Consider the following 19,476-nt stretch of genomic DNA (forward strand, 5'->3'; position numbering starts at 1 on the left):
CGCCGCTCAGGGAGCCGCGGGCCGGGCCCGGTCGAGCGCCTCCACGTGGGCCACGTTCAGCCGGTCGTCGGCGTCCTGTCCGCCCTCGCTCGCGAACCAGGCGTCCAGGATCTCCGTGAGCAGCGGAGCGGACGTCAGCCGCAGGCTGAGCGCCAGCACGTTGGCGTCGTTCCAGCGGCGCGCCCCGTCCGCGGTGTACGCGTCGGCGCACAGGGCGGCACGGACCCCGGGGACCTTGTTCGCGGCGATGGAGGCGCCCGTGCCGGTCCAGCAGCAGACCACCGCCTGGTCGGCGGTCCCCTCGGCGACGTCACGGGCCGCGGCCTCGGAGCACACGGCCCACCGGCTGTCGGCGCCGGGCCGCAACGCCCCGTGCGTCAGCACCTCGTGGCCGCGCTCGCGCAACTCGTCGACGAGCCGCCGGGCCACGGGTTCGTCCATGTCGGAGGAAACGGAGATCCGCATACGGGCGAGCCTACTCAGATCGGCCGGAACACGGCGGGCGGACGGCGGGCCATGTGCGCGGCCGGTTCCGGGCGACCGTGCCCGCGCCTAGACTGACACACCACGTTGTGCCGGTTGACCAGCCAGAACGAGGCGGTTGAGCCGATCGCCGAGTGAGGAGCGACCCCTTGTTCTACTACCTGCTCAAGTACGTGCTGCTGGGCCCGCTGCTGCGCCTGGTCTTCCGGCCCCGCATCGAGGGCCTGGAGAACGTGCCGGCGTCGGGTGCGGCCATCGTCGCGGGCAACCACCTGTCGTTCTCGGACCACTTCCTGATGCCGGCGATCCTCAAGCGGCGCATCACGTTCCTGGCGAAGGCCGAGTACTTCACGGGTCCCGGGCTCAAGGGCAGGCTGACGGCGGCGTTCTTCCACAGCGCGGGGCAGATCCCGGTGGACCGGTCGGGCAAGGACGCGGGGCAGGCGGCGATCCGCGAGGGCCTCGGGGTGCTGGCCAAGGACGAGTTGCTCGGCATCTACCCGGAGGGCACCCGCTCGCACGACGGCCGGCTCTACAAGGGCAAGGTCGGTGTCGCGGTGATGGCGCTGAAGGCGGGGGTGCCGGTGATTCCATGCGCGATGATCGGCACGTTCGAGGCGCAGCCGCCCGGCAAGGTGGTGCCGCGCATCCACCCGGTGGTGATCCGCTTCGGCAAGCCCCTGGACTTCTCCCGCTACGAGGGCATGGAGGGCGAGAAGGCGATCCTGCGCGCGATCACCGACGAGATCATGTACGCGATCCTGTCGCTGTCCGAGCAGGAGTACGTCGACCAGTACGCGGCCGTCGTGAAGGCGGAGGAGGCCGCCGCGGAGAAGGCGGCGCAGGCCGAGAAGGGCCGCAGGTTCCCGCGCGTGCCGCGGAGGTGACCCGGGCCGGGGACGCCCGGGCCGGGCGGCGGGACCACGGGTGCGGGGGTTCGCGGACAGCGGGAAGGGGCGGCGGGGTGTGATCCCCCGCCGCCCCTCGCGTGCCGCTGCCGTCGGTTACGGCTTGGGCGTGGCGTGCGGCGCGCAGGTCACGTCGGCGTCGTCCAGCTCGCCGCGGAGCAGGTAGGCGTCCACCCGCTCGTTGACGCACGGGTTGACCAGGCCGGTGACGCCGTGGGAGCCCGCGTCCTTCTCGGTGACGAGGCGGGAGCCCTTGAACCGCTTGTGCAGTTCGAGGGCGCCGCCGTACGGGGTGGCGGCGTCGCGCTCGGCCTGCACGATGAGGACCGGCGGGAGTCCCTTGCCGGTCTTCACGTCCAGCGGGGTCTGCTGCTTGACCGGCCAGGTGGCGCACGGCAGGTTCATCCAGGCGTTGGCCCACGTCATGAACGGGTGGTCCTCGTGCAGCCGGGTGTTGTCGCGGTCCCACCGCTGCCAGTTGGTGGGCCACTTGGCGTCGGCGCACTCGACGGCCGTGTAGACGGCGTTGCCGTTCTCCGCGGACGCGTTGCCCGCGGTGTCGGACATGTCGGGGGCGGCGGCGTCGACGAGCGCCTGGGTGTCCCCGGCGACGTACTTGCTGAAGACGGTGGCGACCGGCACCCACGCGGAGTCGTAGTACGGGGCGCTCTGGAAGAAGGAGATGAGCTCGGCCGGGCCGACGACCCCGCCGATGGGCTCCTTCTTGGCCGTGGCCCGCAGTTCGAGCCAGTGCTCCTGGACCTCGGCGCGGGTGTCGCCGAGGTGGAACGTGGCGTCGTGGGCCGCGACCCAGTCCTGCCAGTCCTTCCAGCGGCCCTCGAAGGCGACGTCCTGGTCGAGGTTGGCCTGGTACCAGATCTTCTCGCGCGACGGGTTGACGACGCTGTCGGCGACCATGCGGCGCACGTGGCCCGGGAACAGCGTGCCGTAGACGGCGCCCAGGTAGGTGCCGTAGGAGACGCCCAGGAAGTTGAGCTTCTTCTCGCCGAGCGCGGCGCGGATGACGTCGAGGTCGCGCGCGGTGTTCGGCGTGGTCATGTGCGGCAGCATCTCGCCGCTGCGCTCGTAGCAGCCCTCGGCGTACTCGCGGGCCAGCTTGCGCTGGGCGAGCTTGTCGGCCTCGGTGTCGGGCACCGGGTCGGCCTTGGGCGCCTTGACGAACTCCTGCGGGTCGACGCAGGAGATGGGCGCCGACTTGCCGACGCCGCGCGGGTCGAAGCCGACGAAGTCGTAGGCCTTGGCCGTGTTGGCCCACAGCGGGCTCTTGGTGGTGACCCGGCGCGGGAAGCGCAGGCCGGAGCCGCCCGGTCCGCCCGGGTTGTAGATGAGGGCGCCCTGGCGCTCGGCCTCGGTGCCGGTGTGGCCGACGCGGTCGACGGCGATCTTGATCTGCTTGCCGTGGGGCTTGGCGTAGTCGAGCGGGACGGTGACCCAGCCGCACTGGATGGGCTTCTCCAGGCCCCAGTCGGCGGGGCAGTCCCGCCAGTCGATGCCGGTCTTCGCCGCGCGTGCCGCCGCGAGGGCGACGCCGCGTGCCTCGCGGTCCTGGCCGTGGCCGGCGGTGGTCGGGCTCGCGCTCGCCGTGGGCGCCGTGACGGCGCCGGCCAGCAGTGTGGCGGTGACGAGCACGCCGGCCGAACCGATGGCGGTCGTCCGCCGGTTCAGTCTTCTCTTCCTCAAGTGGGCCTCCCCGTACATTCTTTCGGTCGGTACGGGGATCCTCGCGGCTGTGCGATCTCCGGGGACAGGGGTGGCGTGACTTCTTTGCCAATCCGATAAACGGGTCGGAATGTCCGTTCGCCGGAACTCCAGTGAGGGGAAGGGGCGTCAGGCCAGGGACGCCAAAGCCTCGTCCAGCAGCCGGCGCAGCCGCAGGGCGTCGGGCGCCACGGCCGTCACGAGCGCGGCGGGTCCGGCGAGCGGCACCACGGCGGCGTTCTCCCCAAGCATCCGGGCCGCGACCGGCCGCTCGGCGAACTCGGGCCGAGCAACCACGAGTTGGCCGACGGCCCGGTGTCCGGCGAGCACGGCGGGCCCGTCCCAGCCGCCCGGCGCGCCGGGACCGCAGGCCAGTTCCTGGTCCAGCACGCACCGTCCGGCCACCCGCACCACAAGACGGCTGCGGAGCCTCCCGGGTTCCTCCCGCGCCCGGCCCAATACCTGTTCCTCGCGGAGCACGAGCCGGGCCGTCGCGGCCAGGTCGACCCGGGTGGTGACGACGAGCTCGCTGCCCCGGGCGGAGATCAACTGCTCGGGCAGCCAGCGCAGTTCCGCCCGCTCGCCGACGCTGAGCCGGACGTCGTAGCGGGCCTCGCCCTTGACCTGTCCCGGCAGCGCGAGGGTGGCGGCGGCCGATCCCACGCGCAGCCGGGCCCCCTCCCCCACCTCGGCCTCCACGGCGAAGCGGTCACCGCCGAGGGGTCCGCTCATGGCGCCGACCAGCAGGACCCGTGCCTCGTCGGCCGTGCCCCGGGTGCGCCGCGGCGCGAGCGGGCCCTCGCCCTGCAGTACGGGCAGACAGGTGCCGCCCCGGCCGTCGTCGCGGGCGGCGATCCGCGCCAGGGCGCGCACCCCGGACCCGCTCACGCCCGCCACGCGGCGATCCGCTCCCGCACCCAGGCGGCGACGTCCCGCACCCCGCTCTCACTCCGCAACGACTGGAACACGACCGGCAGTTCGGCCCGCTGGTCCTTGGCGTCGGCCGCCATGCGCGCCAGGTCCGAGCCGACGTACGGCGCGAGGTCGGTCTTGTTGACGACGAGCAGATCGGCGGTCGTCACGCCGGGCCCTCCCTTGCGCGGGATGTCGTCCCCGCCGGCGACGTCGATCACGAAGATCTGCGCGTCCACGAGCCCTTTGGAGAACGTCGCGGTGAGATTGTCCCCGCCGGACTCCACGAGGATCAGGTCCAGCGGCCCGACCTCGTCCTCCAGGTCCTCGACCGCTTCGAGGTTGGCGGAGATGTCGTCCCGGATGGCGGTGTGCGGACAGGCGCCGGTCTCCACGGCGGTGATCCGCTCGGGCGGCAGCACGGCCTCGCGGAGCAGGAACTCGGCGTCCTCGCGGGTGTAGATGTCGTTGGTGACGACGGCGAGCGACAACTCGTCCCGCAGGGCCCGGCACAGCGCGGCCACGGTCGCGGTCTTCCCGGACCCCACGGGCCCCCCGAGCCCGACCCGCAGCGCCCGCCGCCGCCCGTCGGCCCGCCGGGTGTCGGCGCTCACGGCGAGGGGTTGGGGATGATCGTGGTCGAGATGCACAAAGGGCTCCTTTTCAACTCGGCAAGGCTTCTTCAGCCCGTCCGGCGCTCGAGGACGAGGCCGTTCAGGCCGAAGGGGGGTCCGGGGGCGGAGCCCCCGGGGACGGGACGGGAAGGGGCGGCGGGGGCGAGGAAACCCTCTAGGACGCGAACAACCGCACAGCCCAAGCGGCATGCGCCTCCGCCCCGATCTCCAGCAACGGCGCGGACACCGAGGGCAGCACGTCGACGCCGCCCGACACCGCCTCCGCCGCGGCGCCCACCGCCCGCCCGGCCACGCGGTCCATCTCCGGCGCCAGCCCCGCCAGCACCCCCGTCGCGTCGAAGGGGTCGAGACTCAGCAGCCGCACCGTCGCCGCGGCGGGCCCGCTCACGCACTCGTACGCCGCGCAGTACGCCGCGTCGACGGCCTCCAGCCCCGCCGCCCGCGCCGCGAGCCCGAGCACCACCGGCTGGTGGGCGCCCTTGGGGAACTCCCGTGCCAGCGCGTCGAGTTCCTCGCACGGCCAGGTCGCGCGAGCGGCCCGCGTCAGCTGTCGCCCGAGCCGCCGCGAGGCGCCCCGCAGGGCGGGCGACGGCGTCCGGGCGTCCGCGGCCGAGTCCAGGGCCCCGGGGTCGACGCCGAGCGCCGCCGCGGCGGCCAGCGCCGCCGAGACGAGGCCGGTCGTGTGCAGCCGCCCCCGGCAGAAGTCGGCCAGGCTCGCGGCCCCGGTCACCCGGCCGGCCTTGACGGCCGCCTCGGCGCCCCCGGAGTGCGCGTGACCGCCCGCGGGGAAGCGGCCGTCGGCGAGGACGAGCAGCGCCGCGCGGGACATCAGCGGCGCACCTTCGGCACGGCAGGCGTCGGGACCTCATCGTCAGGAGACATCGGAACCTCGCCGTCAGAAGAGGAAGTAGCGCTGGGCCATGGGCAGTTCGGCGGCCGGCGTCGCCTCGACGAGTTCGCCGTCGATGTGCACGGCGAAGCTGTCCGGATCGATCCGCACGTCGGGCCGGGCGTCGTTCTCCCGCATGTCGGCCTTGGTGACGCCGCGCGTCGACTCGATGGCGACGAACCGCTTGCCGAGCCCGAGCCGCTCCGGCAGCCCGTCCTCGATCGCGAGCGGGGCGACGAAGGTGACCGAGTTGGCGGCCGGGGCCCGTCCGATCGCCCCGTACATCGGCCGGGGCAGGATCGGCTGCGGCGTCGGGATGGAGGCGTTGGCGTCGCCCATCTGCGCGTACGCGATCTGCCCGCCCTTGATGACGAGGTGGGGCTTGACGCCGAAGAACGCCGGTTCCCACAGCACGAGGTCGGCGAGCTTGCCGGTCTCCACGGAGCCGATCTCCCGGGCCAGACCCTGCGCGAGGGCGGGGTTGATCGTGTACTTGGCCACGTACCGCCGCACCCGCCTGTTGTCGGCCCGGCCGTCGCCCGGCAGCGCGCCGCGCCGCCTCTTCATCACGTGGGCCGTCTGCCAGGTCCGCAGGACGACCTCGCCGACCCGGCCCATGGCCTGGGAGTCGGAGGAGATGATCGAGATGGCGCCGAGGTCGTGCAGGATGTCCTCGGCGCCGATCGTGGACGGCCGGATGCGCGACTCGGCGAAGGCCAGGTCCTCGGGCACCGCCGGGTTGAGGTGGTGGCACACCATCAGCATGTCGAGGTGTTCCTCGGCGGTGTTGACGGTGAACGGCCGCGTCGGGTTGGTCGAGCTCGGCAGCACGTGCGGCTCCGAGACGACGGTCATGATGTCGGGGGCGTGCCCGCCGCCCGCGCCCTCCGTGTGGTACGCGTGGATGCCGCGCCCGGCGATCGCCGCCAGGGTGTCGCCCACGAATCCGGCCTCGTTGAGGGTGTCCGTGTGGATGGCGACCTGGATGCCGGTCCGCTCGGCGACGGTCAGGGCGGCGTCGATGACGGCGGGCGTCGAGCCCCAGTCCTCGTGCAGCTTCAGGCCGAGGGCACCGCCCCGGATCTGCGACAGCATCGCCTCGTGGGAGACGGTGTTGCCCTTGCCGAGGAAGCCGATGTTGAGGGGGTACGCCTCCATCGCCTCCAGCATCCGGGCGAGGTGCCAGGGCCCGGGCGTGACGGTGGTGGCCTTCGAGCCCTCGGCCGGTCCGGTGCCGCCGCCGACGAGGGTGGTGATCCCGGCGGACAGCGCCTCGTCGGCGATCTGCGGGCAGATGAAGTGGACGTGCGCGTCGATGGCGCCGGCGGTCAGAATCCGCCCGTTCCCGGCGATGATCTCGGTCTCGGGGCCGATGACCAGGTCGGGGTGGACGCCGTCCATGGTGTCGGGGTTGCCGGCCTTGCCGATGCCGGTGATCCGGCCGTCGCGGATGCCGATGTCGGCCTTGACGACGCCCCAGTGGTCGACGACGACGGCACCGGTGATCACGGTGTCCGGGGTGCCTTCGGCGCGAGTGGCGCGGGACTGGCCCATGGACTCCCGGATGACTTTGCCGCCGCCGAACACCGCCTCGTCACCGGCGCGTCCGGGCCCGCCACAGCGGTCCTCCTCGATCTCGATCAGCAGGTCGGTGTCGGCGAGGCGGATCCGGTCGCCGGTGGTCGGCCCGAACAGGTCGGCGTACGCGGCGCGGGAGATCTCAGGCATCGAGGGCACCTCCGGTCTCGCCGCGCAGGCCGGGCACGACGCGGGCGCCGGCCAGCGGGACGAGGGCGACGTCGACGGGGATGCCCGGCTCGAAGCGCACGGCGGTGCCGGCGGGGATGTCGAGCCGCTTGCCGCGGGCGGCGGCGCGGTCGAAGTCGAGGCCGGGGTTGGCCTCGGCGAAGTGGTAGTGGGAGCCGACCTGGACGGGCCGGTCGGCGGCGTTGAGGACGGTCAGCCGGGTGACCTCACGGCCTGCGTTGCAGACGATCGGGTCGTCGGCGAACAGGATCTCTCCGGGAATCACGCGCGCCCCCGTCGGACGATCGGGTCGTGGACGGTGACGAGCTTGGTGCCGTCCGGGAAGGTCGCCTCGACCTGGACGTCGTGGATCATCTCGGGCACGCCCGTCATGACGTCGTCGCGGGTGAGCAACTCGCGTCCCGAGGCCATGAGTTCGGCGACGGTGCGGCCGTCGCGCGCGCCTTCGAGGACGTGGGAGGTGATGAGGGCGACCGCCTCCGGGTGATTGAGCTTGAGCCCGCGGGCCCGGCGCTTCTCGGCGACGTCGGCCGCCACGTGGATCAGCAGCCTCTCTTGCTCGTGCGGGGTCAGTTGCACGTCCCACCTCACAGTCCTCGCTCCGGGACCGTGCGGGGCCCGGGTGCCGCGGCCACCGGCAAAGTGGCTGGTGGCGTGGACGGGCAGGCTAGTTGGACGGCGTTTCGGGCACGTTAAGCGCGCGCCGGGATCCACTCACTCGGCGGCATCCGGTCGGCGATGGCTCATCAGTCCGCGCAGCCCGTTCTGGAGCACCTCGACCGGGGCGGAGCCGAACAGCGGCTGCTGGGCGAGGAAGCCCTGCACGACGGCGACCATCGTGCGCGCCACGTCCTGCGCGGGCACGTCCACCGCCATCATCCCGGCCTTCTGGTAGCCCTCGACGATCCGGGCCCAGGTGTCGAGGACGGCGCCGTAGCCCTCGTGGAGGGCGGCGGCCAGCTCGGGGTTGCGCAGCGTCTCCGCCCAGACCTGGAGGACCAGGCGGGGGAAGGCGGGCTCCCCGTCGACGGTGAGGGAGGCGCGGGCCTGGAGGGTGCGGCCCAGCAGCTCGCCGACGAGGCGGTCCGGCGGCGGGGGCGGGCTCTGCCGGGCGGCCTCCTCGAAAGCGGCCCGGACCTCGCCGAGGACCTCGCCGACGATCGCGGTGATCAGCTCGTCCTTGCCGGAGAAGTAGCGGTAGACGGCGCCGGCCGACAGGTCGGCCTCTTTGAGGATGTCCTGCATGGAGGTGGCGTGGAAGCCGTTGCGGGCGAAGCAGAGCGCGGCGCCGTCGAGGATCTGCCGGCGGCGGGCGTCGAGGTGTTCCTGGGTCACGCGGGCCATGCCCACAACGTAGAACGAACATTCTTTCTTGACAAGCCGCGACAGCGGGCGCACGGTGATGGCATCAGTAAAACGAACGATCCTTCTTTTTGAGATCGCCAGAGAACCGTCCCGAGGGAAAGCAGGGAACCCATGTCCGCACCCGTGCAAGCGCGCCGCGTCGTCGCGGCCGTCGTCCTCGTGCCGCTGCTCGCGGCACTGGCGCTGTGGGCCTTCGCCTGGCCGGCCGCCCGCACCGCCCCGCGCGAACTGCCCGTCGGCGTGGCGGGACCGGCCGCCGCCGCGGAGCAGGTGGCCCAGGGGCTCACTCGAAAGGAGGGCGCGTTCGAGATTCACCGGTATCCGGACGAGGCCGCCGCCCGGGATGCGGTCGAGGAACGGCAGGTGTACGGCGCGATCGTCGTCACCGGGCGCAACCCCACGGCGTCGGCGGCGGGGCCGGCCGTGGCGCAGCTGCTCCAGCGGGCGGTGACCGAGCAGGCCGCTGCGCAGGGCCTGCGGGCGCGGACGGTGGACGTGGTGGCGGCGCCGGAGAACGACCCGCGCGGCGCGGGACTCGGCGCGAGCGTGCTGCCGCTGGCGCTGGCCGGGATCGCGGCGGGTTCGGCCGTGACCGTGCTGGGGCTGCGGGGCCTGTCCGCGGTGGCCGCGCTGGCCGGTTCCGCCGCGCTCGTCGGCCTGGCCGGGGCGGGCATCGCGCACAGTCTGCTCGGCCTGCTCACCGGCGACTGGTGGGCGGAGGCCGGGGTGCTGGCCCTGTCGACGCTGGCGGTGAGCGGGGCGGTGGCCGGACTCGCGGCCCTGGTCGGCATCGCCGGGGCCGGGATCGTGGCGGCGGTGGTGATGCTGGCCGGCAACCCGTTCTCGGGGGCTTCCTCGGCACCGGAGATGCTGCCGGAGCCGGCGGGCGCGATCGGCGGGTGGCTGCCGCCGGGCGCGGGGACGACGCTGCTGCGGTCGGTGTCGTACTTCGACGGCGCCGCGGCGACGGGACCGGCCCTCACCCTGACCTGGTGGGCCGCGCTCGGCCTGGGCGCCGTACTGCTGGGCGCGGCGCTGCGGGCGCGGCCCGGGAAGGAGGCACCCGTGGAGCGCGAGCGGGAGAGCGCGCCTCCCGTACGGCGCGAGCCGGAGAGCGCGTCCTAGGAGGCGCCGGGCCCCCGGTGCTCGGCCGCGATGCCGAAGCGCCGGGGTTCGCGGGGGGCGGAGGCGACGTCGCGGACGGCGGAGACCGCGCTGATCACCTGGTCGTCGGCGGGGTCCTGGAGCTGCTCGAGTCGTTCGAGGTCGGCGGCGGAGACGAGGGCGACGAGGGGCTTTCCGTGCCGTGTGACGACGACGCGCTCACCGCCGTACACGACGCGGTTGATCAGGTCGGCGAGCTCAGCCCTGGCTTGCGTCACCGGAATCTCGTAGGCCATACCCCCATCATAACGGCACGTACGTCCTGTACATTTTTTACAGAAGCGGCGGGACCGGCTCCGTCGCGGACGGCGTTGCCTTCAGGAGGGGTGTGCCATGAACCGACCATCCGCCCGCTACGTCCTGCCCGAGTTCACCGAACGCACGAGCGCGGGGACGCGCACCCTCGATCCGTACTCCAAGCTGCTCCAGGAGCGGATCGTGTTCCTCGGGACGCCGATCGACGACACGTCGGCGAACGACGTGATGGCGCAGCTCATGTACCTGGAGCACCGCGACCCGGACCGGGACGTCTCGCTCTATGTCAACTCCCCCGGCGGCTCCTTCAGCGCGATGTCGGCGATCTACGACACGCTGCGCTTCGTCACCTGCGACGTGGAGACGATCTGCCTCGGCCGGGCCGGTTCGGCGGCCTCGGTACTGCTGGCCGCCGGCACGCCCGGAAAGCGGTACGTGCTGCCGGGCGCGCGCATGGTGCTCCGTCAGCCCGCCCTGCCGGAACCGGTGGAGGGCCAGGCGAGCGATCTCGCCGTCCAGGCGGACGAACTGACGCGCGTTCGCACGCGCATGGAGGAACTCCTCGCGCTGCACACCGGCCGCACGGCGGAGCAGGTCCGGCAGGACATCGAGCGGGAGCGGGTCCTGGACGCGCGGCAGGCGCTGGAGTACGGCCTGGTGGACCGGATCATCCCGAACCGCGGGGCCACGCCGTCCGCACCCGGCGCGAGGTGATCCGCCGGTGCTGCCGCCCGAACTGCCGCCCCTGCCCGCCCTGACGCGGGCCGAGGCCGAGCTGATCGACCGTTACCTCGACGTCGTGGACCTGCTGGGCCGCATCAACCCCGCGCAGGACGGCGACACCTATCGCGGGCTGCGTGCCGCACAGGCGCTGGTCGGCAAGGCCGCGGCCCTGCGTGACGCGCTGACGCTCATGCACCAGCGGGGCGAGACCGAACTGCACGCCGCGACGCTGGCGCGGGCGTTGCGGGTGCTGGACGGCGAGCGGCGCACGTCCCGGGTCACCCTGCCGCCGCGGCCCGAGAGTTGACGCGGCCCCAGATGTCCGGACGCCGTGGCGTCGGGGCGGCGCGTCCGGACCCGAGTTGAAACGGCCCGAACGACGTACCCCCTGTCGGCGTAGACACACCTCCTTTTTCGGGCCCGCCGAAGTTGCGCAGGGCGCGCGGCGCGAGGCCGGAGCGGATCGTTCCGCCGCTGGTCCGGGGGCTCTTGGGGGTCTGGACGGCCCCTCGAACACAACCCTGTCCACCCGAACGGGCGATTGGTGAGTAACAACACAAATACCCTGTTCCATTGGGATATTCGGACATCGATCGGTCAAGATCCCTGACTGACGACAAGACCCCGCCGCCGCGGCGGGGCGATCCGGGCGGACGCCGAGTCCTGCCGCCGCCCGGATGTCCGGTCGACAGGAGTGGATCGGCAGGAGTGGAGGACCCGAGCACGACGGGTCGCCGGACCGGCCCGAACAGCCGTTCCGAGCAGCCCTTGGGGTGAAGCCGCAGCCGCGGCCGGGCAACTTCGCCAGCCCGAATCCGACAGGTCATCCTTCACAGGCGGCTGACGAAGGGTTGCGCATGACCGCGCTCAATCGTGTCCCGTCCCTCGTGGCCCGGGCCGGCACGGCCTCGGTCCTCACCATCGCCGCCGTGGGCGGCTCCCTCGTGATCCCGGGCGCCGGCTCCGAAGCCGTCGCCGCCACCCCGGCCAAGAAGGCGCTCCAGGTAGCGGCCTCCAAGAAGGGCGCCCCGTACAGCTGGGGCGCCACGGGCCCCCGCAGGTTCGACTGCTCGGGGCTGACGCAGTACTCGTACAAGAAGGCCGGCAAGAAGCTGCCCCGTACGGCCGCCCAGCAGTACAACAGGACCCGGCACATCCCGGCCGCCAGCCGCAAGGCCGGAGACCTGGTGTTCTTCCGTTCGGGCGGCTACGTCTACCACGTCGGCATCTACGCCGGCGGGAACCGGATCTGGCACGCCCCGAAGACCGGCGACGTGGTGAAGCTCGAGAGGATCTGGACCCGCAGCGTCACCTACGGACGCGTGCGCTGACCTCGCGCGGGCGACGGCACCCGGCCGCCGTCGCCCGCGAGGTCGTCCCTCTACGGCTCCTGCTGCCCGGCCGCCGTCACCGCCTCGGCCGGGGACCTGCCGGTCCACGGCAGCTCGATGGAGACCGTCTTGCCGCCCTCGCGCGTGGGGCGGACGCGCAGTCTGCCGCCGCACTCCGCTGCCAGCCACCGGACGATCACCATGCCGCGCCCGTTGTCCTGCTGGACGGCGGCGGGCAGCCTCTTCGGGAACCTCGGGTGACTGTCGGTCACCCCGACGCGCAGGTGGCCGTCGCGACGCAGCGCGAGGTCCACCGTGAAGGTCGGTGACTGGCCGAAGGTGTGCTGTACCGCGTTGGTGGCGAGTTCGGACACGATGAGCCGCACGGTCTCGGACGCCTCCGCGTCCGCGGGCAGGCCCCATTCCGCCAGCGTGTCCACGACAAATGATCGGCACGCGGACACCGAGGCGGGATCGCTCGGCAGAGTGACGGATGCTTCCAAATGGTCTGCCATGGCGATGCCGTCCCTTTCCCACGGGACCGAGTCCGACACGGAGCGGATGGTTGGAGTACGGTCCCGGACTGGTGCTTCGTCGTCAGACTGCCATCACCACACCGTCGACGACGGCGATCCACCAAGATCTGCATATATCTGTCGCTCGAAGCGGTGAACTCTGCGACGCGAGAACGTATTTGGGCGGCTCGGAAGGAGTAAGGGGAAGCCCATGCAGCACGGTCCCGCGGTACGCCGCCGCAAACTGGGCGCCGAACTGCGCGCGCTGCGCACCTCGGCGGGCCTCACCAGTGGGGAGGCGGCCGGGCTGGTGGGCTGGCACCAGTCGAAGGTGAGCCGGATCGAGACCGGCACCAGTGGCGCGAAACCGGCCGACGTACGACTGCTCCTGGACGCCTACGGGGTCGCGGACGACCAGTTGCGGGAGCTGCTGCTCGTCCTGGCCGGCTCGCACGACGGCGACGGGCGCAACCACTGGTGGCACGCCTATCGCGGTGAACTGCCGCCCACCTACCGGGACTTCATCAGTCTGGAGTCGCAGGCGAGCGCGATGCGCACCCTGGAGACGACCGTCGTGCCCGGCCTGCTCCAGACACCGGAGTACGCCCGGGCGGTCACCAGCGCGGCGGTCGAAGGTCTGTCCGAAGAACGTCTGGACGCGCTGGTCGAGGTGCGCCTCGCCCGGCAGGACGTGCTGCACGCGCGGCCGCCGCTGGCGCTGAGCGCCGTGCTCGACGAGGCCGTGCTGCGCCGGGAAGTGGGCGGGCCCGGCGTCATGTCGAGGCAGCTGGAGAAGCTGATGACCGCGGCGGTTCTGCCGCAAGTGCGGTTGCAAGTACTGCCGTTTGCCGCCGGAGCGCACATCGGTGTCACGGGATCTTTCGTTATTTTCTCATTCGCGCACACATCTGATCTCGACGTGGTTGTTCTCGACCACTTGACGAGTAGCCACCATCTCGAACGGAAAGAAGACCTAGAGGCCTACACAGAGGCCTTCAACTCCCTCCGAAGACATGCTCTTTCACCCGAGGAATCATTGGAATTCATCGCCGGTATGACCGGCGCCACGTAAGGAGGCACCATGTCCGCACTGCCTCGGAACGTCCCTTCGAGCCACGACCTGCACGACGTGCACTGGCTGCGCAGCAGTTACAGCACGGGAGCGAACAACTGCGTCGAAACGGCCCGTCCGCGCTCCGGTCCCCGGGCCGGGCTGCTGGCCGTACGCGACTCCAAGGACCCGGCCGGACCCGCCCTGCTCTTCTCCCCCGAGAGCTGGTCGGCGTTCACGGTCGCGTTCAGGTGAGCCGCGGGGCACCCCGGCGCGACTGACCGGGTTCCACCGGACGAGGCACGGCCGTGCAACGCCGACTCATGGCCGCGTTTCGCCGATGACCCGCACAGCGTGTTCGAGCTGCTCCCCGGAGAGGTCCGCGCGGGCGGTCAGCCTGAGCCGTGACACACCGTCGGGCACGGAAGGAGGGCGGAAACAGCCCACGGCCAGGCCCGCCGCCCGGCAGTCGGCCGCCCAGCGCACGGCCCCCTCCGGGGACGGCGCGCGCACGGAGACGACCGCGGCGTCCGGACGCACCGCTTCCAGACCCGCGGCCGTCAGCCGCGCGTGCAGGTGCGCCGCGACCTCGCGGGCCCGCCCGGCCCGCCCCGGCTCGCGGCGCAGCAGCCGCAGCGCGGCGAGGGCCGCGCCCGCCGCCGCGGGGGCGAGGCCGGTGTCGAAGATGAACGTCCGGGCCGCGTTCACCAGATGGTCGATCACCCGGGCGGGGCCGAGCACGGCGCCGCCCTGGCTGCCGAGCGACTTGGACAGCGTGACCGTCACGACGACGTCGTCGTCCCCGGCGAGCCCGGCCGCCTCGGCGGCCCCGCGCCCGCCGGTCCCGAGGACGCCCAGGCCGTGCGCGTCGTCCACGACCAGTCCCGCGCCGTGCTCACGGCCGGCCGCCGCGAGAGCGGCCAGCGGCGCGGCGTCGCCGTCCACCGAGAAGACCGTGTCGGACACCACGACGGCCGGGCCGTCGTGCGTGCCGAGCGCCTTGCGGACCGCGTCCGGATCGGCGTGCCCGACGACCTGGGTCGTGCCGCGCGCCAGCCGGCAGCCGTCGATCAGGGAGGCGTGGTTGCCCGCGTCGGACACGATCAGCGAGCCGTGCGGCGCCAGCGCCGTCACCGCGGCCAGGTTCGCCGCGTACCCCGAGGAGAAGACGAGGGCCGACTCGAAGCCGCAGAAGGCGGCCAGTTCGCCCTCCAGTTCGGCGTGCAGCTCGGTGCTGCCCGTGACCAGCCGGGAGCCGGTCGCCCCGCCGCCCCACGTGCGCGCGGCCCGCGCCGCGCCCTCGACGACCTCGGGGTGCCGGGCCAGGCCCAGGTAGTCGTTGCTCGCCAGGTCCAGCAGCGGCGACTCGGCCGGCCGGGGCCGCAGGCTCCGTACGAGTCCGGCGCGCCGGCGCTGCTCCGCCCGCTCGTCGATCCAGCCGAACCCCATGGCGCCTCCGGTGAAGTGGTGGACAGTGCCCGCGCGACGCCTCCCCGCACGGCACCGCCCTTTGTAGGCAGTGCACAGACACTAGCCGGACGACCAGGCACCCACGGTGTGGCAATCCACACACGCCGAACGGGGAGGGTTGTGCGAACTCTCCTTGGCCCGGCACGCTTCCGTACGTAAGGATCGACTCTCATGGACCTGCTGAACACGCTGGTGGACAAGGGGCTTCGGCGCGAGCTGCCGACCCGCGAGGAGGCCCTGGCCGTTCTCGCCACGACCGACGACGACCTGCTGGATGTGGTGGCCGCGGCCGGAAAGGTGCGCCGGCACTGGTTCGGCCGACGAGTGAAACTCAACTATCTCGTCAACCTCAAGTCCGGTCTGTGCCCGGAGGACTGCTCCTACTGTTCGCAGCGGCTCGGCTCGAAGGCGGACATCCTCAAGTACACGTGGCTCAAGCCCGACGAGGCCTCGCAGGCCGCGGCGGCCGGGGTGGCCGGCGGCGCCAAGCGGGTGTGCCTGGTGGCCAGCGGCCGGGGCCCGACCGACCGTGACGTGGACCGGGTCTCCGAGACCATCAAGACCATCAAGGAGCAGAACGAGGGCGTCGAGGTGTGCGCCTGCCTCGGCCTGCTCTCCGACGGACAGGCGGACCGGCTGCGCGACGCGGGCGCCGACGCCTACAACCACAACCTCAACACCTCCGAGTCCACGTACGGCGACATCACCAGCACGCACACCTACGCCGACCGGGTCGACACCGTGCGCAAGGCGCACGCGGCCGGTCTTTCCGCCTGCTCCGGTCTGATCGCGGGCATGGGCGAGAGCGACGAGGACCTCGTGGACGTGGTCTTCTCGCTGCGCGAGCTGGACCCGGACTCGGTGCCGGTCAACTTCCTCATCCCGTTCGAGGGCACGCCGCTCGCCAAGGAGTGGAACCTCACCCCGCAGCGCTGCCTCCGGATCCTGGCGATGGTGCGGTTCGTGTGCCCGGACGTCGAGGTGCGCATCGCGGGCGGCCGTGAGGTCCACCTGCGGTCGATGCAGCCGCTCGCGCTGCACCTGGCCAACTCGATCTTCCTCGGCGACTACCTCACGAGCGAGGGCCAGGCCGGCAAGGCCGACCTCGACATGATCGCGGACGCCGGGTTCGAGGTGGAGGGCGCCGGTGAGGTGACGCTGCCCGAGCACCGCGCTGGCGGCTGCCACGACGGCGGCGGGGTGTGCGGCTCCGCCGCCGAGTCCGCCTCCACGTCCGCCGACGGGTCCGCGCCGGCCTGCGGTTCGGCGTCCGCGCCCGCCGCTGTGCCGGCGGCCGACGAGCCCCGGCCCGACCTCGTCGCCGTGCGCCGCCGGGGTGCCGGGACCGACCTCGCGCCCAATGCCTGACCTGGGCGTGCCCGAGCTGCTCGACCTCGACCGGCGGCACGTGTGGCATCCGTACGGCCCGATGCCCGGGCGGCAGGAGCCGCTCGTGGTGGAGTCGGCGAGCGGGGTGCGGCTGCGCCTCGCGGACGGCTCCGGGGAACTCGTCGACGGCATGTCGTCGTGGTGGTCGGCCATTCACGGCTACAACCACCCGGTGCTGAACGAGGCCGCGCGCGAGCAGTTGGGGCGGATGAGTCACGTGATGTTCGGCGGGCTCACCCACGAGCCCGCCGTACGGCTCGCGAAGCTCCTTGTCGACCTGTCGCCGGACGGTCTCGAGCATGTGTTCCTCGCCGACTCCGGGTCGGTGTCGGTCGAGGTCGCGGTCAAGATGTGCCTGCAGTACTGGCGTTCGCTGGGCCGGCCGGAGAAGCGGCGGCTGCTGACCTGGCGCGGCGGCTACCACGGGGACACCTGGCAGCCGATGTCGGTCTGCGACCCCGAGGGCGGGATGCACGACCTGTGGACCGGGGTGCTGCCGCGCCAGGTGTTCGCCGGGGCGCCGCCCGCCGAGTACGACGAGGACTACGCCGAGGAGCTGCGGTCGCTGATCGGGCGGCACGCCGACGAACTGGCCGCCGTGATCGTCGAGCCGGTGGTGCAGGGCGCGGGCGGGATGCGGTTCCACTCCCCCACGTACCTGCGGGTGCTGCGCGAGGCGTGCGACGCGCACGACGTGCTCCTGGTGTTCGACGAGATCGCGACCGGGTTCGGGCGTACGGGCGCGCTGTTCGCGGCGGAGCACGCGGCGGTGACGCCGGACGTGATGTGTGTCGGCAAGGCGCTGACCGGCGGCTATCTGACGCTGGCGGCGACGCTGTGCACCTCGCGGGTGGCCGACGGGATCTCGCGGGGCGACGTCCCGGTGCTCGCGCACGGCCCCACCTTCATGGGCAATCCGCTGGCCGCGGCCGTGGCCTGCGCCTCGATCGAGCTGCTGCTGGGTCAGGACTGGAGGGCCGGGGTGAAGCGGATCGAGGCGGGGCTGCGCGAGGGCCTGGCGCCGGCCGCGGCGCTGCCGGGCGTGCGGGACGTGCGCGTGCTCGGCGCGATCGGGGTGGTCCAGCTGGACCACGCCGTCGACATGGGGGCGGCCACCCGGGCCGCGGTGCGCGAGGGCGTGTGGTTGCGGCCGTTCCGGGATCTGGTGTACACGATGCCGCCGTATGTCACGGGCGACGAGGACGTGGCACGGATCGCGCGCGCGGTGTGCGCGGCGGCGCGGGAGGGATGACATGCCGGTACTGGTGATCACGGGCACGGGCACGGAGGTCGGCAAGACGGTCGCGACGGCCGCCGTCGCGTCGGCGGCGCTGGCGGCGGGCCGTTCGGTGGCCGTGCTCAAGGCGGCGCAGACGGGCGTGCGGGAGGACGAGCGCGGGGACGCCGACGAGGTCGCGCGGCTCGCGGGCGACGTCACGGCGGTCGAACTCGCGCGCTATCCCGAGCCGTTGGCGCCGGCGACGGCGGCGCGGCGGGCCGGGCGGGCGCCCGTGCATCCGCAGGACGTCGCCGAGGCGGCGGCCAAACTGGCCACCGAGCACGACCTGGTGCTGGTGGAGGGAGCGGGCGGGCTGCTCGTGCGCTTCGACGCGGCGGGCGGGACGCTCGCCGACGCGGCGCGGCTGCTGGCGGCGCCGGTGCTGATCGTGGCGACGGCCGGGCTCGGCACGCTGAACGCGACGGAGCTGACGGCACGTGAGGTGCGGGCGCGGCGGCTGGAGGTGCTGGGCGTGGTGATCGGCAGCTGGCCCGCCGCACCGGACCTGGCGTCCCGCTGCAACCTCGCGGACCTCCCGGACGCGGCGGGCGCACCCCTGCTGGGCGCGCTGCCGGAGTCCGCGTCGGCCCTGCCCCCGACGACGTTCCGCACCACGGCCGCGGACTGGCTGGCCCCCCGCCTGTGCGGGACGTGGGACGCGGAGGCGTTCCGGACACGGGAGGCGCCGGGGAGGATGTGACGGGGGCGCCGGGGCCGCCGACGTGCGCCTCGGCGTCCCGGGCCCGCCCCGGTCGGGTCGCTTCGCCGCCGACGGGGGTGTCCCGGCCCGTTCGGGGGAGAATCGACGGGAGGCCAGTGCTGCCAGGCCAGTGCTGCCAGGCCCCAGGGAGGTCCCCATGGCGTTGCGGTCAGACGGTTCCGGCAGGCGGGCGCGTGATGCCGTGCACCATCCGCTGTTCGCCCGGTACTACGCGCGCGTCAGCGTCGCCGCCGAGTCCCGGATGGGCATGGGTGACGTGCGGCGCAGACTGCTCGACGGGTTGTCCGGCCGGGTGATCGAGATCGGCGCGGGCAACGGCCTGAACTTCGCGCACTATCCGGGCACCGTCTCCGAGGTCGTCGCGATCGAACCGGAGCGCGTGCTGCGGCAGTTGGCGGTCGAGGCGGCCCTGCGCGCCGAGGTGCCGGTCGACGTGGCGCCGGGCGCGGCCGAGGCCCTGCCCGTCAAGAGCGAGGCCTTCGACGCGGCGGTCGTCTCCCTGGTGCTGTGCAGCGTGCGCGACCTGCCGCGCGCGCTGGCGGAGGTGCGGCGGGTGCTGCGGCCGGGCGGTGTCGTGCGGTTCTTCGAGCACGGCGCGGGCGGCGGGCGGGCGATGACCTTCACGCAGCGCGCGCTGGACCGCACGCTGTGGCCCCGGCTGAACGGCGGCTGTCACCTGTCCCGGGACCCGGTGGGCGCGCTGCGCGAGGCCGGGTTCGAACTGGGCCCGTACCGGCGGATGATGATGCCGGAGAAGGGCCCGGCGCTGCCCACCTCGTACTGCGTGCTGGGCACCGCCCGGCGCCCCGGGCCCGAGGAGTGACGCGCGGGCCGGTCGTCCCAGGCTCTCCATGGCCGTCTGCTCCAAGGCCGGATTTCGGCCGTGCGGTGGGCCACACT

The 19,476-nt window shown here is 73.1% G+C and carries 23 protein-coding genes; 11 read left to right on the plus strand and 12 right to left on the minus strand.

Annotated features, from left to right (window positions below):
- Positions 1 to 6: 6 nt before the first annotated feature.
- On the minus strand, positions 7 to 465 hold the full coding sequence (locus ACZ7D7_RS29690) for an RpiB/LacA/LacB family sugar-phosphate isomerase (RefSeq protein ID WP_470828295.1): 459 nt from the start codon (positions 463 to 465) through the stop codon (positions 7 to 9).
- A 167-nt stretch (positions 466 to 632) separates the two neighbouring features.
- Here ACZ7D7_RS29690 and ACZ7D7_RS29695 point away from each other — a divergent pair, with 167 nt between their 5' ends.
- The gene (locus ACZ7D7_RS29695) at positions 633 to 1,370 is read left to right on the plus strand and encodes a lysophospholipid acyltransferase family protein (RefSeq protein WP_470828296.1); all 738 of its coding nucleotides are present in this window, start codon (positions 633 to 635) and stop codon (positions 1,368 to 1,370) included.
- Between the two features lie 117 nt (positions 1,371 to 1,487).
- On the opposite strand, the gene ACZ7D7_RS29700 is transcribed toward ACZ7D7_RS29695, so the two are convergent.
- The 8 genes from ACZ7D7_RS29700 to ACZ7D7_RS29735 all read right to left on the minus strand — a co-directional run bounded on the left by ACZ7D7_RS29700 (position 1,488) and on the right by ACZ7D7_RS29735 (position 8,657).
- Positions 1,488 to 3,110, minus strand: a complete 1,623-nt coding sequence (locus ACZ7D7_RS29700; protein ID WP_470828297.1) for an alpha/beta hydrolase — start codon at positions 3,108 to 3,110, stop codon at positions 1,488 to 1,490.
- 129 nt (positions 3,111 to 3,239) lie between these two features.
- Positions 3,240 to 3,998 (minus strand): urease accessory protein UreD, encoded by a 759-nt coding sequence (locus tag ACZ7D7_RS29705; RefSeq protein WP_470828298.1) that lies wholly within the window; start codon positions 3,996 to 3,998, stop codon positions 3,240 to 3,242.
- Complete coding sequence (gene ureG, locus ACZ7D7_RS29710; protein ID WP_470828300.1) at positions 3,995 to 4,672, minus strand: urease accessory protein UreG; 678 nt, start codon at positions 4,670 to 4,672, stop codon at positions 3,995 to 3,997. Before ureG ends, ACZ7D7_RS29705 begins: the two co-directional genes overlap by 4 nt.
- A 139-nt stretch (positions 4,673 to 4,811) precedes the next feature.
- The gene (locus ACZ7D7_RS29715; protein WP_470828301.1) at positions 4,812 to 5,486 is read right to left on the minus strand and encodes an urease accessory protein UreF; all 675 of its coding nucleotides are present in this window, start codon (positions 5,484 to 5,486) and stop codon (positions 4,812 to 4,814) included.
- A gap of 66 nt (positions 5,487 to 5,552) precedes the next feature.
- Positions 5,553 to 7,274: an urease subunit alpha gene (locus tag ACZ7D7_RS29720; protein ID WP_470828302.1), complete on the minus strand. Its 1,722-nt coding sequence runs from the start codon at positions 7,272 to 7,274 to the stop codon at positions 5,553 to 5,555.
- Complete coding sequence (locus ACZ7D7_RS29725; RefSeq protein ID WP_470828303.1) at positions 7,267 to 7,578, minus strand: urease subunit beta; 312 nt, start codon at positions 7,576 to 7,578, stop codon at positions 7,267 to 7,269. Before ACZ7D7_RS29725 ends, ACZ7D7_RS29720 begins: the two co-directional genes overlap by 8 nt.
- Positions 7,575 to 7,892: an urease subunit gamma gene (locus ACZ7D7_RS29730; protein WP_470828305.1), complete on the minus strand. Its 318-nt coding sequence runs from the start codon at positions 7,890 to 7,892 to the stop codon at positions 7,575 to 7,577. Before ACZ7D7_RS29730 ends, ACZ7D7_RS29725 begins: the two co-directional genes overlap by 4 nt.
- 135 nt (positions 7,893 to 8,027) lie before the next feature.
- Entirely contained in the window at positions 8,028 to 8,657 is a 630-nt protein-coding gene (locus tag ACZ7D7_RS29735; RefSeq protein WP_470828306.1) for a TetR/AcrR family transcriptional regulator, read from the minus strand.
- 132 nt (positions 8,658 to 8,789) lie between these two features.
- On the opposite strand from ACZ7D7_RS29735, the gene ACZ7D7_RS29740 reads away from it, so the two are divergent.
- The gene (locus tag ACZ7D7_RS29740; protein WP_470828307.1) at positions 8,790 to 9,803 is read left to right on the plus strand and encodes an ABC transporter permease; all 1,014 of its coding nucleotides are present in this window, start codon (positions 8,790 to 8,792) and stop codon (positions 9,801 to 9,803) included.
- Here ACZ7D7_RS29740 and ACZ7D7_RS29745 read toward each other — a convergent pair.
- A complete protein-coding gene (locus ACZ7D7_RS29745) occupies positions 9,800 to 10,078 on the minus strand; it encodes a type II toxin-antitoxin system Phd/YefM family antitoxin (protein ID WP_470828308.1) in 279 nt (92 codons plus the stop codon). The genes ACZ7D7_RS29740 and ACZ7D7_RS29745 overlap by 4 nt on opposite strands.
- 97 nt (positions 10,079 to 10,175) lie before the next feature.
- On the opposite strand from ACZ7D7_RS29745, the gene ACZ7D7_RS29750 reads away from it, so the two are divergent.
- The 3 genes from ACZ7D7_RS29750 (at position 10,176) to ACZ7D7_RS29760 (ending at position 12,151) form a co-directional block, all read left to right on the plus strand.
- Positions 10,176 to 10,811 (plus strand): ATP-dependent Clp protease proteolytic subunit, encoded by a 636-nt coding sequence (locus ACZ7D7_RS29750; RefSeq protein WP_470828310.1) that lies wholly within the window; start codon positions 10,176 to 10,178, stop codon positions 10,809 to 10,811.
- 7 nt (positions 10,812 to 10,818) lie between these two features.
- Positions 10,819 to 11,127 (plus strand): hypothetical protein, encoded by a 309-nt coding sequence (locus ACZ7D7_RS29755; RefSeq protein WP_470828311.1) that lies wholly within the window; start codon positions 10,819 to 10,821, stop codon positions 11,125 to 11,127.
- Positions 11,128 to 11,677: 550 nt separating this feature from the next.
- A complete protein-coding gene (locus tag ACZ7D7_RS29760; RefSeq protein ID WP_470828313.1) occupies positions 11,678 to 12,151 on the plus strand; it encodes a C40 family peptidase in 474 nt (157 codons plus the stop codon).
- A 50-nt stretch (positions 12,152 to 12,201) separates the two neighbouring features.
- Here ACZ7D7_RS29760 and ACZ7D7_RS29765 read toward each other — a convergent pair whose 3' ends face one another.
- Positions 12,202 to 12,666: an ATP-binding protein gene (locus ACZ7D7_RS29765; protein ID WP_470828475.1), complete on the minus strand. Its 465-nt coding sequence runs from the start codon at positions 12,664 to 12,666 to the stop codon at positions 12,202 to 12,204.
- 211 nt (positions 12,667 to 12,877) lie between these two features.
- Between ACZ7D7_RS29765 and ACZ7D7_RS29770 the strand changes: the two genes are divergently transcribed.
- Complete coding sequence (locus ACZ7D7_RS29770) at positions 12,878 to 13,738, plus strand: helix-turn-helix domain-containing protein (protein WP_470828314.1); 861 nt, start codon at positions 12,878 to 12,880, stop codon at positions 13,736 to 13,738.
- 9 nt (positions 13,739 to 13,747) lie between these two features.
- Complete coding sequence (locus tag ACZ7D7_RS29775; protein WP_470828316.1) at positions 13,748 to 13,972, plus strand: DUF397 domain-containing protein; 225 nt, start codon at positions 13,748 to 13,750, stop codon at positions 13,970 to 13,972.
- Between the two features lie 66 nt (positions 13,973 to 14,038).
- Here ACZ7D7_RS29775 and ACZ7D7_RS29780 read toward each other — a convergent pair whose 3' ends face one another.
- A complete protein-coding gene (locus ACZ7D7_RS29780) occupies positions 14,039 to 15,166 on the minus strand; it encodes an 8-amino-7-oxononanoate synthase (protein WP_470828318.1) in 1,128 nt (375 codons plus the stop codon).
- Between the two features lie 192 nt (positions 15,167 to 15,358).
- Here ACZ7D7_RS29780 and bioB point away from each other — a divergent pair, with 192 nt between their 5' ends.
- The 4 genes from bioB to ACZ7D7_RS29800 all read left to right on the plus strand — a co-directional run bounded on the left by bioB (position 15,359) and on the right by ACZ7D7_RS29800 (position 19,399).
- Positions 15,359 to 16,555 (plus strand): biotin synthase BioB, encoded by a 1,197-nt coding sequence (bioB, locus tag ACZ7D7_RS29785; RefSeq protein WP_470828320.1) that lies wholly within the window; start codon positions 15,359 to 15,361, stop codon positions 16,553 to 16,555.
- Positions 16,548 to 17,828, plus strand: coding sequence for an adenosylmethionine--8-amino-7-oxononanoate transaminase (locus tag ACZ7D7_RS29790; RefSeq protein WP_470828321.1), 1,281 nt, complete (start codon positions 16,548 to 16,550; stop codon positions 17,826 to 17,828). Before bioB ends, ACZ7D7_RS29790 begins: the two co-directional genes overlap by 8 nt.
- Before the next feature lies 1 nt (position 17,829).
- Positions 17,830 to 18,555, plus strand: a complete 726-nt coding sequence (bioD, locus tag ACZ7D7_RS29795; RefSeq protein ID WP_470828323.1) for a dethiobiotin synthase — start codon at positions 17,830 to 17,832, stop codon at positions 18,553 to 18,555.
- A 157-nt stretch (positions 18,556 to 18,712) separates the two neighbouring features.
- Entirely contained in the window at positions 18,713 to 19,399 is a 687-nt protein-coding gene (locus ACZ7D7_RS29800) for a class I SAM-dependent methyltransferase (RefSeq protein ID WP_470828324.1), read from the plus strand.
- Positions 19,400 to 19,476 lie beyond the last annotated feature (77 nt).

It is taken from the genome of Streptomyces sp. NPDC037054 (genome assembly GCF_055606745.1).